10 protein-coding genes are annotated in these 13,194 nt (G+C 60.5%); 5 read left to right on the top strand and 5 right to left on the bottom strand.

All coding sequences use genetic code 11. The features are described from left to right. Positions 1-247: 247 nt before the first annotated feature. The 3 genes from BUB62_RS10750 to parS all read right to left on the bottom strand — a co-directional run bounded on the left by BUB62_RS10750 (position 248) and on the right by parS (position 2,828). Complete coding sequence (locus tag BUB62_RS10750; protein WP_143164115.1) at positions 248-1,726, bottom strand: L,D-transpeptidase scaffold domain-containing protein; 1,479 nt, start codon at positions 1,724-1,726, stop codon at positions 248-250. A gap of 187 nt (positions 1,727-1,913) precedes the next feature. Next, complete coding sequence (locus BUB62_RS10745; RefSeq protein ID WP_234988676.1) at positions 1,914-2,351, bottom strand: RES family NAD+ phosphorylase; 438 nt, start codon at positions 2,349-2,351, stop codon at positions 1,914-1,916. A 24-nt stretch (positions 2,352-2,375) separates the two neighbouring features. Then, positions 2,376-2,828: a type II RES/Xre toxin-antitoxin system antitoxin gene (gene parS, locus BUB62_RS10740; protein ID WP_073109832.1), complete on the bottom strand. Its 453-nt coding sequence runs from the start codon at positions 2,826-2,828 to the stop codon at positions 2,376-2,378. Between the two features lie 190 nt (positions 2,829-3,018). On the opposite strand from parS, the gene BUB62_RS10735 reads away from it, so the two are divergent. The 5 genes from BUB62_RS10735 to BUB62_RS10715 all read left to right on the top strand — a co-directional run bounded on the left by BUB62_RS10735 (position 3,019) and on the right by BUB62_RS10715 (position 10,023). Then, the gene (locus tag BUB62_RS10735) at positions 3,019-3,702 is read left to right on the top strand and encodes an HD domain-containing protein (RefSeq protein ID WP_073109830.1); all 684 of its coding nucleotides are present in this window, start codon (positions 3,019-3,021) and stop codon (positions 3,700-3,702) included. Positions 3,703-3,738: 36 nt separating this feature from the next. Beyond that, positions 3,739-3,981, top strand: a complete 243-nt coding sequence (locus tag BUB62_RS10730) for a hypothetical protein (RefSeq protein ID WP_143164114.1) — start codon at positions 3,739-3,741, stop codon at positions 3,979-3,981. Positions 3,982-4,093: 112 nt separating this feature from the next. Next, complete coding sequence (gyrA, locus tag BUB62_RS10725; protein WP_073109825.1) at positions 4,094-6,670, top strand: DNA gyrase subunit A; 2,577 nt, start codon at positions 4,094-4,096, stop codon at positions 6,668-6,670. A gap of 34 nt (positions 6,671-6,704) precedes the next feature. Then, complete coding sequence (locus BUB62_RS10720; RefSeq protein ID WP_084539000.1) at positions 6,705-7,985, top strand: tetratricopeptide repeat protein; 1,281 nt, start codon at positions 6,705-6,707, stop codon at positions 7,983-7,985. A gap of 976 nt (positions 7,986-8,961) precedes the next feature. Further along, a complete protein-coding gene (locus BUB62_RS10715; RefSeq protein ID WP_073109821.1) occupies positions 8,962-10,023 on the top strand; it encodes a hypothetical protein in 1,062 nt (353 codons plus the stop codon). Between the two features lie 198 nt (positions 10,024-10,221). On the opposite strand, the gene BUB62_RS10710 is transcribed toward BUB62_RS10715, so the two are convergent. Both BUB62_RS10710 and BUB62_RS10705 read right to left on the bottom strand, forming a co-directional pair. Continuing rightward, positions 10,222-11,829 carry an ArnT family glycosyltransferase gene (locus tag BUB62_RS10710; protein ID WP_073109819.1) on the bottom strand — a complete coding sequence of 536 codons (1,608 nt, stop codon included), beginning with the start codon at positions 11,827-11,829 and terminating at the stop codon, positions 10,222-10,224. Between the two features lie 276 nt (positions 11,830-12,105). Next, positions 12,106-13,041, bottom strand: coding sequence for a glycerophosphodiester phosphodiesterase (locus BUB62_RS10705; RefSeq protein WP_073109817.1), 936 nt, complete (start codon positions 13,039-13,041; stop codon positions 12,106-12,108). Positions 13,042-13,194 lie beyond the last annotated feature (153 nt).

The following is a 13,194-nucleotide window of genomic DNA, read 5'->3' as shown; positions in this document are numbered from 1 at the left end:
AACAAAAAAAGGCGCGCGGTGGCGCAGGTTTTTTTCTTCATCCCAATAACGCCGCCGCAGCCCTGAGAATTCCAGTACGATGAGTAGCGGACTGAAACAGCAGTTGCAGAAACCCGGAAAAAATTGTCGGGCGCTGCGTTTTTTGCCTAATTTCGCCGAAAAAAAGGCCAACACGGTTACACTAAGCAGTAGAGACTGCCGGAAGCGCTCCGGCTACAGGTGCCTGCCCGTCGGGGTGGCCGCCGGCTCAGGGCTGCGGCGGGAAAAAGGCATCGAGCAGAGCCTGATCTTTGCCATAAATATCCGCGTACCGGCGCAGCTGGCCGTTTTCGCCTGCGCAGGTGTAGTAGCGGAAATGCACGGGCAGGCCGCGCCGCAGGTCGAAGCGGCGCTTTTCGTGGCGGGTAGGGCCGCTCAGGGCGGGGCGCAGGGTGGCTTCGGTGCCCTCGCGCCGCAGCAGGTAGGCGGCCAGCGCCAGGGGCTTTTCCAGCCGCACGCAGCCGTGGCTCAACGCCCGGTCGGGGCGGCTGAATACGGTGCGGGCCGGCGTGTCGTGCAGAAACACGGTATGGCGGTTGGGGAAGTAAAAAACCACCCTGCCCAGCGCGTTGGAGCGGCCCGCCGTTTGGCGAATGGTATAATGAAACGTCTCCGGGGTCACGCGCTGCCAGCGCACCCGCCACGGGTTCACCCGCTGGTTGGCCGCGTTGCGCAGCTCGTAGTCGTTGTCGGCCAGAAAGCCGGGGTCGCGCTGAATCTCGGGCAGCAGCTCATTCACCGCAATGCTATAAGGCACGCGCCATTCCGGCGAGGTCACGAACACAATAATGCGGCTATCCAGCGTGGGCGTGGGCATTTCGGGCTTGCCCACCACCACGCGGTGCGTTTGTACCACCTGCCCGCCCCGCACCAGCTGCAATTGAAAGGCGGGAATATTCACCACCGCGTACTCCGAGTCTGGCGCGGCCTCCCAGCGCAGGCGCTCCAGATTGATAGCCACTTGCCGGAACAGCGCCTGCCCGCCCGTCAGCAGGCGCGCCGAGTCTTCGGGACAGGCCGCCGCCAGCGCCGCCGCCCAGGCCCGCCGCAGCTGCTGATACGCCCGCCCGGTCGGCTCGCTTTCGGCCACGAAGCCGGCCAGCGAACCGGCCGCCAGGGCTGTGCGGAGCCGGCTGGCTGCTTCCGCGCTGCTGCTGCCCGCCGGCTCGGGGGCCAGTGTGCCGGCCAGCCGGCGGCCGCCCCGCAGGTGGATTCCGTAGCGCAGGAGGGCATCGGTGAGCCGCAGCTCAAAATCGGCCAGCAGCGGGCCGCGCTGGCGGTTGCCGGCCAGCTGCCGCAGCGAATCGGGGAGGCCCCGCAGCTGCTTCCACTGGTAGTCTTCGCGGCAGAGCCCGTACTCTGGGGCCTTCGCCAGCAATTCCAGCGCCTCCGTGGCCCCCTGGTTCCAGCCGGCCTCCTGCGTCCAGATGGGCTGGTAGTCGTTGTGGGTATAAAAAAGCAGCACCCCGGCTCCCGCCCGCAGGCCCAGGTGCGCGTAGGTTGCCGCCGAGCCCAGCGCGGCCGTATCCAGCAGGCTTTTCAGCGTGCGCCCGGCTTCGGTTGTGGGCTCCGGGGCCGGGCGGGGTGGGGGGGCGGCCAGCGTCGGCGCGGCTCCGCCCACAAGGGCGCAGCAGGCGCAGACTGCCAGCAGACGGGCAGCACGCACGCGGTTTCTTAGCCAGGCCATGAGGGGGCAGGAAAAGATGAGAAAAGCGGCGCGGGTAGCGGTTTAGAGCATACGGGAGCGGAGAAGGGTCCCTCGTTGTAGAATATCGGCCACTTAGCGGTCGGAATCCGGCAACGACGGAAACACTACTAAATATAGGTAAAAATTGATATAAAATCAACCGCCGTAGCTTATACGTGGCGGCGGCTCAGGGCTTCAGGCGCGGGTCGAAGGGGTGGGGCTCAATGGCCACAATGCGCAGCTTCCGGTGGTCGGGGTGGAGCGGGTTGAGCAGGTAGTTCCACTCGCCGGGGGCGTGGGCTGAAGGCACCCGCATCAGCCAGAACTTGCCTTCTTCCACCCAGGCGCGGGTGAGCTGGGCCAGCTCCTGCGGGTAGGGCAGCTTGCGCCAGTTGGCAGGCAGCTGTGCCGCATCCACCTGCTTCACGGGTGTATCGTCGGGCACTTCCAGGGTTAAGGCCGAAAAACCAACGGGCAGCGAGGCCGAATTAGCCAGCACTTCCAGCTTGGCCAGCGATACATACTCGGACGTATAGAGAACCTGAACTCCTTTTTCGTTCCAGCGGGCGGCAGCATATAACCCCCCGGTTCCCGCCGTATCCCGAATGCGAATTGTTTTCCCCAATCGATACAAGAGCATATAGACCGGTTAAGAATACATGCCGTATTCGATGCGAAATAGGATTTCAACCACTTTGTCGCGCCCAATGGCCGACGACAGCAGCTGAATGGGCCGGATACCGCCCAGGGCCACGTTATTGGTGTTGAGCCAGTGGTGAAAATCGCCCTCGTCCTCGAATACTTCCAAGCCCTTGGCCAGCACGGCCGAGAGCTGAATGGTCTTCTCGCCCTCATCCAGGGTCAGGGCTTTATTGGCCTGCTCGCGCCGGGCCAGCGTGCTTTCCGACACGCCCAGCACGGCACTGATTTCCTTGTTGGTGAAGCGCAGGCGTTGCTGCAGCGTCCGCAGGGCCTGCACCGAAATGCCCTTGATGGCCACCGCCAGCAGGTCCAGCTCGTTGTGGACCAGCTGCGGAATTACGGCCGGACCGCCCATCAGCTCCACCATATTGGCCACGGAAGTTTTACGAACAACAGTCATTTGCTTGTTTTTTTAATGTCATTTGAAGGCAATATACGCAAGAACCCGGCGGCCGGCCAAATAATTCAGCCACCCGCCACCGCTAACGGGCTGAACAGGAGGGAGGCGGCCCATCCGGCCCGGCCGCCGCGTAAGAATTTGCCGTCTGCTTCGTTGTTTTGCTCTCTCTTCACCTAGCCATCCCCCCGCTTTGGAACCCCAGGAAATCATTACCCGCACCGCCGACTTTATCCGCGACAAGTTCATCGGCGAGGGCTCCGGCCACGACTGGGACCACATCCGCCGGGTGTGGGTCACCAGCCGGGCCCTGGCCGCCACGCTGCCCCACGCCGACCCGCTCGTGACGGAGCTGGGTGCCCTGCTCCACGACGTGGCCGACTGGAAATTTCACGCCGGCGACGAGGAAGCTGGCCCCCGCGCCGCCCGTGCGTGGCTCAGCAGCCTGGCCGTGGAGGAGGAGGTCATTCAGCGGGTCGAAACCATCATCCGCGAAATCTCCTTCAAGGGCCTGGGCGTGCCCACGCCCATGAGTACGCCCGAGGGCGAAGCCGTGCAGGATGCCGACCGCCTCGAAGCCATCGGGGCCATTGGCGTGGCCCGCGCCTTCGCCTACGGCGGCCACAAGGGCCGCCCCCTGCACGACCCCACGGTGCCGCCCATGCAGCACGCCTCCTTCGAAAGCTATAAGCAGAACACGGCCCCGACCATCAACCATTTCTACGAGAAGCTGCTGCACCTGCGCGAGCGGCTGCACACGCCCGCGGCCCGGCAGCTGGCCCAGGAGCGCCACGAGTTCATGGAAACCTTCCTGAAGCAATTTCTGCGCGAATGGGAAGGGGAGGACCTGGCCACCCTGACCCCGGCTCGCCCCTGACGGGCTTCCAACCGCCAACTGCTTACTTTTGGGCCTATGAATGTTCGTTTGCTTGCTTCGCGGCTCCTGCTGCCGCTTCTGGTGCTGCTGCTCGTGGCTTCGTGCCGCACCTGTCCCATTGTTTCGTGCCACACGCGCAAGGTGCATCTGCACAGCGGGGTGAAATACCGGGGCCAGCCGCTGTGGAAAAAACAGTACCCGGCCGTGGGCGAAAAGATCAAGGTGCACACCCCGAAATCGGGCACTCACAAGGCTGATAAAAGCAGAGGCAAGGAGTAGGCCGGATTAGGCCAAACAGGCCTTTTTTCGTATCTTGCGGGCTTCACATTGTACCCACTCACCGGTGTCGGAACCGCCCTGCGAAGGGCCTCCGGCTGACTAAGATTTCCCTATGGCGGAAGGCGAAAAAATCATTCCGATTAACATTGAAGACGAGATGCGCGGCGCCTACATCGATTACTCGATGTCGGTTATCATCTCCCGGGCCCTGCCCGATGTGCGCGACGGCCTGAAGCCCGTGCACCGCCGCGTGCTCTACGGCATGTCGGATCTGGGCGTGTCCTACAACAAATCCTATAAAAAGAGCGCCCGTATCGTGGGCGAGGTGCTGGGTAAGTACCACCCCCACGGCGACTCCTCGGTGTATGACACCATGGTGCGCATGGCCCAGGACTGGAGCCTGCGCTACCCGCTGGTGGATGGCCAGGGCAACTTCGGCTCCATTGACGGCGACTCGCCGGCGGCCATGCGTTACACCGAAGCCCGCCTCAAGCGCCTGGCCGACGAAATGCTGGGCGACCTGGACAAGGACACCGTGGACTTCCAGCCCAACTTCGACGACTCGCTGGAAGAGCCTTCGGTGATGCCCTGCAAATTCCCGAACCTGCTAGTGAACGGCACGACGGGCATTGCCGTGGGTATGGCCACCAACATGGCCCCGCACAACCTGACCGAAGTCGTCAGCGGCATCATTGCCTACCTTGACAACGAGGAAATTACCATTGCCGAGCTGATGGAGCACGTCACCGCGCCGGACTTTCCGACCGGGGGCACCATTTACGGTTACGAGGGCGTGAAGCAGGCCTTCGAAACCGGCCGGGGCCGGGTGGTGATGCGGGCCAAAGCCCACTTCGAAACCCTGCCCAGCGGCAAGGAGCAGATCATCATCACCGAAATTCCCTACATGGTGAACAAGGCCTCGATGATCGAAAAAACGGCCGCGCTCATCAACGACAAGAAGATTGAAGGCATTTCCGACCTGCGCGATGAGTCGGACCGCGACGGCATGCGCATCGTGTATGACCTCAAGCGCGACGCCATGCCCAACGTGGTGCTCAACAACCTGTACCGCTACACCCAGCTGCAGTCGTCGTTCGGGGTGAACAACGTGTGCCTGGTGAAGGGCCGCCCGATGACGCTGAACCTGAAGGAGCTGATTCACTACTTCGTGGAGCACCGCGCCGATGTCATCATCCGGCGCACGCGCTACGAGCTGGCCGAGGCCCAGAAGCGCGCCCACATCCTGGAAGGCCTGCTCATCGCTCTGGATCATCTGGATGAGGTTATCAAGCTGATTCGCAGTTCCCGCGACGGCGAAGTGGCCCGCGCCCAGCTCATCGAGCGCTTCGCCCTGAGCGAAGTGCAGGCCCGCGCCATTCTGGATATGCGTCTGCAGCGCCTCACCGGCCTGGAGCGCGACAAGATCGTGCAGGAATACGAGGAGCTGATGCGCCTGATCGACCACCTGAAAGCCGTGCTGGCTTCTGATGAGCTGCAGCGCCAGATCATCAAAGACGAGCTGCTCGAAATCCGGGAGCGGTACGGCGACAAGCGCCGCACGGCCATCGAATACGCCGGCGGCGACTTCTCGATGGAAGACATGATTGCCGACGAGAGCATGGTCATCACCATCTCCCGCGAAGGCTACATCAAGCGCACCGCCCTGGACGAGTACCGTTCTCAGGGCCGCGGCGGCGTTGGGGCCAAGGGTGCCGCTTCCAAGCAGGACGACTTCACGGAGCACCTGTTTGTGGCCACCACCCACGAATACCTGCTGTTCTTCACCGAGCTGGGCCGGGTATTCTGGCTGAAAGTGTACGAAGTGCCGGAAGGTGGCAAGAACACCAAAGGCCGGCCGATTCAGAATCTGATTGAGATTCCGCGCGAAGACTCGGTGCGTTCCGTGCTGAACGTGCGCGGCCTGCGCGACCCGGACTACCTGGAAAACACCTTCCTGATGTTCTGCACCGAGCAGGGCACGGTGAAGAAAACGCCGCTGGAAGCGTATTCGCGCCCCCGCACGGCCGGTATCAACGCCATTACCATCAACGAAGGCGACCGGCTGCTCGACGTGCAGCTCACCAATGGCAGCAGCGAGATTGTGGTAGCGTTGCGCTCGGGTCGGGCGGTGCGCTTCCCCGAGGGCAAGGTGCGCTCGATGGGCCGCAACGCCGCCGGCGTGCGCGGCATCACCCTGGCCAATGCCAACGACCGGGTGGTGGGCATGGTCTGCATCACCGATCCGGCCTCGCAGGAGCTGCTGGTGGTGTCGGAAAATGGCTACGGCAAGCGCAGCGCGCTGGACGAGTACCGCGTGACGAACCGCGGCGGCAAAGGCGTCCGCGCCATGAAAATCACCGACAAAACCGGCGCTCTGGTTACCATTAAGGACGTGCAGGACTCGGATGATCTGATGATTATCAACAAGTCGGGTATCACCATCCGTTTGCGGATGAGCGACTTGCGTACCATCGGGCGGGCCACGCAGGGCGTGCGGCTGCTGAAAATCAGCGCCGGCGACGAAATCTCGTCGGTAGCCAAGGTGGCCGCCGATGATAAGGAGCTGGAAGAAGGGGCGGAGCTTGAGGCAGGCACCAATGGCAGCCCGGAAGGAGCGGAGCCTGCCGCGGCCGCCGAGTTGACGGATCTTACCTCGCTCACCGACCCGGACACGCTCAGCAGTAACTAACCCGCGTTTTCACGGAGCCTGACGGCTTTCAGGCATGGTATTCGATTATGAATACAGTGCCGGAAGCTCGTCAGGCTTCTTTTCTGACTTGCTTTGGGCTGAACCAAGTGCCGGTATCAGCCGTTTGCCAATCAATTCCTTTCACTCATCCTCGTTCATTCTTCAGCAAAAAACCATGAAGAAGATTTTTCTGACGCTAGTAGCCGCCGCGGCGCTGCAGACCGCTTCGGCCCAGACCTCGGCCGTCACCAGTGCCATCCTGAATCAGCGCAACGGCCTGCTCGACAAAGCCCGCGCCGATATCGACGGTGCCGTATTGAATGCCAAAACCTCGGCCAAAGCCAAAACCTGGTACACCCGGGGCGAAATCTACGAGCAGATGATAAGCAACCCGATTTTCGGCAAAGCGCTGAAGCCCGGCGAAGGCACGAAGGCTGCTTTTGAATCGTACTCGAAAGCCGTAGAGCTGGATGGCAAAGACGGCGAGTTCGGCAAGCTGGCCGCGCAAAAGCTGGATAATCTGTATGGCCTGGCGCTGAACGCCGGCGTAGAAAGCTACAATGGCAAAAACTACGACGAGGCGCTGAATTCCTACCGCATGGCCCAGCAGATTCGCCCGCAGGACACCACCGCGTATTTGTATGCTGCCTACGCCGCCGAAGCCAAGCAGGATTTCACCAGCGCGAAAGACACGTACAGCAAGCTGCTCGGCATGAACTATAAGTCGCCGGCGCTGTACGGCCGGCTGCTGCAGATTGCCCGGCAGGAGAAAAACGACGCCGATGCGATGAAAGTAGTGCAGCAGGCCCTGGTAGCTTACCCGAACAATAAATCTTTTATGATCGAGGAAGCGAACATGTATCTGAGTTCTGGCCGGACCGTAGAGGCAATTGGGAAACTGGAAAAAGCTATTGCCGTAGATCCTAGCAATAGTAATCTGTATACCGTTCTTGGCTCAATTTACCAAGCTAAGCAGCCAGACAAAGCACTAGTAGCCTTTAAAAAGGCCATTGAGGTAGATCCGAATAACTTTGATGCACAATACAATATTGGTGTTATCACTTATAATAAAGGGGCTGATCTATTTAAAAAGACTAACAATATGTCAGACGCAGCCTATAAGAAGGCCAATGGCGATAAAATGAAGGCAGAAGGTAGAGTATATATACAAAGTGCTCTGCCGTATTTAGAAAAGGCTGTAAACATTCAGCAGAATGATAAAGGAGCACTATTTGCACTGCAGGCAGCGTATACTGCTTTAGGTCGTAACGCTGATGCAGAACGGATAAATGCCAAAATGAACGCCCCGAAGTAAGCAAAGGGGAGCAAGCAGAATAACCCGAGGTATATAGATACCTCGGGTTATTCTGAAAAACATTACTTAACATAATATAAATTATAAGACATGTGGAAGTCGTTGAGTTCCATGGCTAATTGAACTGTATCCGAGCTGTGTTGCTGTGTACTGTGGCACAGGTCTGTTCGGCTGAGAAGGTTTCGCAATATCGTGCTGATGGCTCTTTCACAGGCTATAAAACAAACCGCCAGAGGACACCGCAACATCCGCTTATTCAAGCTGGCCTGGCGGCCGGAAAGCCGCCCCGATGGCAATGCGGTAGGCGTCAACGCGCCCCAAGGATAAGTTGAATCAAGTGTGCCTGGCCGACTACGAGCAGCAGCTGCGCAAAGGCGACATTGATAACTGCCATGTATCTACTGCGCAAGTACTGGATGAGTATGATGAATGAAACGCCGGAATGTTCCCCTTGTTACTTCATCTACTTGGCTTCGTTGGGGCTCCGGTGAAATCAGGGCTTATGTGCAGATTTCAGGCACAGAGTAAGGTTGACGGTTGCGTCGCACAGCTGCCCTATATATGGCAGTTGTGTTGCTAAGTTGTCGGACCCCGGCGTGTAAGTTCTGACGGAGGAAACGCCGCGTGCTCCTCTCCTGCTACTAAACCTGCTCTAGGCGAGTATGCTGAGCTGCACGATCAAAACTATCTGTCGCCTGATAGATGGTGGTCTAGAGGCTCTCCATGGCGCTTTGAAGGCTGCTTAAGGCCCGCCCCGCCCCTGCCGCCGGCCTTAGTTGGAGTGGTATTAAAATTGAATGCTATAGGAGGATAATCAAGTTGTATTGCTTAAGCATATTAAGAACCAAAGCTAAAAAGCAAAAAAAAGTATAAAAAAGTAAATATAAGTTAAACTATTTTATACTTTATACTACTTTTATATACTTATATCTTATATACTTGTGCTTTCTATTTATTCATACTCTTCCCCATTCTCATGCCTAAAACCATAGACTATCCCCGCACGAGTTACCTCAGTGCCTGGGAAATAGCAGAAGTTGTTGATGATACTGGCGGTAAGTGTGCTCTGGAGACCTGTGCCCGCAAGCTCAGCCGGAAGGTTAGTGGGTCTTTCAAGGCGATTGTCGGATCAGCGGTAAAGTTTGGGCTGGTTACCAGTAAGCGGGAGTTGCTGACTACTACCAACCTATTCCGACGCATCAAGCATGCTTATGACAAGCAGGAGGAAAAGATATACCATCGGGAAGCCTTTCTGCACCCACCGCTCTTCACGCATATATGCCGCAAGTTCCGCAACCGCGAGCTGCCGGTGCATATGTTCGATGTAATGCTGATCCGGGAGTTTGGTGTAGAGGAGATAAATGCGCAGAATGTGGCTAAAGCCTTCGTAGAGGGTGCCCGTATGGTGGGCGTTATCGATGAGCGCAACATAATAGCAGACATTGATATGCTGGCGGCCCAACAAACGCCACGGCGGGAGCTGGCCAGCACGGAGATGCCCCTGAATATATTCAAACAGGAAAATACTCCAGAGGGCTCTTCACCGGCACCAACCCAGGCTTATGCGGCAACCCCTTCCCCAACGGGTAGCAATTCGACTACCTCTGCTTTTGCTCATATACCAGCCTTGCGGAACTCTGACGCCGTTTCCAGTCTGTTTGGACTAGACACTTCGGATCTGGACGATACAGACCCGGAGCACACGACTACCAGGGAAGCGGGGGGCGCCGGACCTGAAGCGGTTTTTGTGCCTGCTCATTCTTTCGCTTCCTCTAGTCAGATGGCGCAGCCGGCACAAGAGCCTCTGGCACGCCCGATGTCAGCTGATACACTTAGACCCGCAGATACTATGGCGGCAGACTTCCCAACCGGCGGGGCTGGTGCGGAACCTCAGGCTCAGGGCCTGACGGGCGGGGCTGTGTACACCATCCGCATCACGGGGCCGGGCCTGGATACCCAACTTTCCGTTCAGGATACTGACGATTTAGCCATTGCCGGGGCGTTGCTGGAGAAGATACGTCGGCAACTAAGTCGCTAACAGGCTGCTGGCTTACTTTCTAAAGCATCTTCTAACGGCTTTGCGGTAAGAACAATCCGCGTAGAGCAGTTTTGGTACAGTATCGCGTCGTGGGCGGTGAACTTCCTAACGACTTCTGACAAGGAGCGGGGGCCACCTCGCTCCTATCTGGACCGGAAACTAAATTCAATCTATTTAATTATTATGTTAAACTATTTTTTAGTGATTCGCAACTTTGTTATGAGGATGCTTTAGCGGGTCGATCCGGGATATCCGCCAATAGCCGGACTGCTGATCCTGGCCTAGGTAGAAACTGTCGAGCAGCTGCAGCTGCACGTACCGCTCCCACCCGGTGGGTAGCCGGTCAGCGGCATTTCCTCCCGAGAACAAAACCACCGGCTCCCGCAGGCCAGCCAAGGCTTCAACACTTGGGTGCCAGACCGGCACTGCCCGGCCCGCCGCCCACACCTGCTTTACGTGTAGCGTGTCGAGGCTGCGCCAGGTGGCGATGCGGCGCAGGTAGGGCTCCTGGCGGGCATCGCGCAGCTGGCGCAGGCCGGGCGTCCCCTTGCGGGCTTCCCAACCGGGGTAAGCCGGCATCAAAAGCCCGATAATGGCTCCGACACCTGCTAGCGTGGCGGCCACCAGAGCCGTGGGGCGCACTTGGCGCACGCCCCACCCCACCCACCCGGTCAGGGCTCCGCACACACCGACAGCCATTGCAAACCAAATGGACCCCACCCCAAACCCCGGCAGGCGGCTCAGGACCATGGCAGCGGGCAAGGCCAGAAATACGGCCACCAGCAAACTCCCCCACCCCCGGAGTAGCCACACATCGGCGGTCGGCGTGGCAGGTTGGGGCCGGGTAGCCTGCCAGGTTTCCCAGTAGCGCAGCAGGCCGGCCACAAGCAATGCCAGCGGCGGCATCAGGGGCAGCATGTAGCGCTCTTTTTTTTCCGGCACCAGGCTTAGCAGTACCAAGCTGGCTACCAACCACCCCAGGATCTGGGCGTAGGGCAGGATGCCCCGCAGGCGAGGACGGGCGTAGGGCCACACCAGACTGAGCAGGGCCACCAAGGCCCACAACCCGGTGAAGGCGAAGAAAGACCAGTAGTACCAGAAAGGCTGGACGTGCCGCCCCCCCCAGGACGTGACTTCGGTGCGGGCGACTTTCAGGGCCAGGGGGGCCAGCGCCAGCCCGATATGCCCCGGCCAGCTGAGCCCCACCAGCAGCGCCACTACCGCGGCCAGAGTCGTGCCCCGCCCCTGCCGGACCACCTGCCGCCGATACCCGGGCTGCCCCACCAGATAAGCGCCCACAAAAGGCAGCAGCACCGCATATACGGCAACCGGCCCTTTGCTGAGCATAGACAGGCCGGCCAGCAGCCCGGCCCCCAGCAGCGGGGCGTAGGCCGGGCCGGGCTGCCGCCAGCCCCGCACCAGCAGCCACAGGGCTCCTATCATCAGGCTGCTGGCAAAAATATCCCACTGCCCTTCCCGTCCCGTCACAATGATCAGCAGGCTGCTGGCCAGCACCAATGCCGCCAGCCAGGCCGTGCGGCCGGGCGCGGCGGCTTCGGCGGGCTGGTGCCGGGTCAGCTCGCGGGCCAGGGCCCAGAAGAACAGCACCAGCAGCGTAGCCGCCAGCGCCGCGGGCAGCCGCAGCAGCGCCAGGTTCTCGGTAGGGCCTGTGAGCGACTGCAGCGCGGCCACGGCCCAGGTGGGCAGCGGGGGCTTGGCCAGCCGCGGCTCCCCGTTCAGGGTAGGAATAAGCCAGGAGCCGCCCGCGACCATCTCGCGGGCGGCCACAAAGTTGCGGGACTCCATCAAACTGACGGCGGGCGCTCCGCCGTGCACAAAGAAGCTGAAGCCACATACCGCCAGCACCGCTATAATGCGCCCCCACTGGCTGTTGGTACGTACTGGCCTCCGCATAGAATAAATATCACTATAAATACACCTAATTGCAATAAGTGCGCTTAACGGCAATGATAGCCCGCCCTGCGCGTTTTGGTTGTCGTGCAGAAGCCTGGAAACTAACCGGCTATCGAGGCAATAGCATAAGGCTGCCTGCTCATGAATGCAGTCCAACAGAAGATGCTATCAGTCGCTACGCTCCCGCCCCAGGGCTAGTAGCGGCCGTTTTCTAAGCCGGCTCTCGGTAGGGATATTCCCGCGGCGGAGCATGGCCCGCAGCCGCCGGACGTTATCGGCCTGGTAGGCCTCGGGGGCGGTGGCCACTACCCGGCGTTCGGCCCGGGCCGAACGCCCCCCGAAAACTACCACCTGCTGCCCCAGGCTATGCAGGCGGGCCGCCCGCGCGGGGGTAATGTCGTCTTTGTGCACCACGGCGGCCTGCACCCAGGGCAGCTGCCGCAGCTGTAGCAGGTCGGCCTCAAAGTCGGTCGACAGCTCCAGACCCAGCGGCACGGCGGGCAGCAGCTGATGCAGGTAGCGGAGCGTGGCAGGGCGGTTGGTCAGGATCAGCAGGCGGTGAGCGGGCACCTGGTAGTGCGTGAGCAATTCGCGCAGACGGCGGGCCAGCGCCCGGCTCCGGGCCGTGTCGTTGGCGGCGCAGGCATCATCTTCGTGCAGATCCAGGTGCAGATAGGGGAATTCGGGGCGGCGGGCCAGGCGGGCCAGCAGCGTATCAAAGGGAATGATTCGCTCATGCTGCCGCCAGTCGTGGAGCCAGCCGCCGCGGTAGCGCAGCTGCACCAGGGCCGCGGCCGGTGTTTGGCTGACGCAGCCGCGGCCGTTGGTCATGGAGTTGAGGGTGTAGTCGTGGTAGAGCACGGGCACGCTGTCCTGGCTCAGGCGCAGGTCTACTTCTACCCCATCGGCACCCAGCCGCAGCGCCCGTTCGATGCCCCGCAGGCTGCTGGGCGGCAAAGAATTGAAAGGATGGAAAAAGCCCGAGCCGGCGTGCCCGATGACCAGCGGCCCGGCCGGCGGCTGGGCCGCGCACGGAGGCCCCAGCCCGGCGGCGCTGAGAACCAGCGCCAGCGCCCAAACGAAGCGAGAGGGAACGTGTTCCATAGCAGCAGCCTGAACCCAAACCAACGACCAACATCTGCACCGGCCCCAACACCAGCGCCACCTACGCTATACGCAGGCTGGCCGGGGCCGGACAATTCGGGCTACCTTTGCGCCCCGCCCGCCAACAAAAGGGCGTTTTTCATCCTCTTCTCC

This window comes from Hymenobacter daecheongensis DSM 21074, from assembly GCF_900141805.1.
Taxonomy (GTDB): Bacteria; Bacteroidota; Bacteroidia; order Cytophagales; family Hymenobacteraceae; genus Hymenobacter; species Hymenobacter daecheongensis.
Note: the sequence above shows the minus strand (reverse complement) of the source record. Positions and strands in the feature narration are given on the sequence as shown.

Coding starts and splice junctions, on each gene's coding strand:
- BUB62_RS10705 (WP_073109817.1), bottom strand. CDS start 13,041: ATGGAACACGTTCCCTCTCGCTTCGTTTGGGCGCTGGCGCTGGTTCTC.
- BUB62_RS10720 (WP_084539000.1), top strand. CDS start 6,705: ATGGTATTCGATTATGAATACAGTGCCGGAAGCTCGTCAGGCTTCTTT.
- BUB62_RS10750 (WP_143164115.1), bottom strand. CDS start 1,726: ATGGCCTGGCTAAGAAACCGCGTGCGTGCTGCCCGTCTGCTGGCAGTC.
- parS (WP_073109832.1), bottom strand. CDS start 2,828: ATGACTGTTGTTCGTAAAACTTCCGTGGCCAATATGGTGGAGCTGATG.
- BUB62_RS10715 (WP_073109821.1), top strand. CDS start 8,962: ATGCCTAAAACCATAGACTATCCCCGCACGAGTTACCTCAGTGCCTGG.
- BUB62_RS10730 (WP_143164114.1), top strand. CDS start 3,739: ATGAATGTTCGTTTGCTTGCTTCGCGGCTCCTGCTGCCGCTTCTGGTG.
- BUB62_RS10710 (WP_073109819.1), bottom strand. CDS start 11,829: ATGGAGTCCCGCAACTTTGTGGCCGCCCGCGAGATGGTCGCGGGCGGC.
- gyrA (WP_073109825.1), top strand. CDS start 4,094: ATGGCGGAAGGCGAAAAAATCATTCCGATTAACATTGAAGACGAGATG.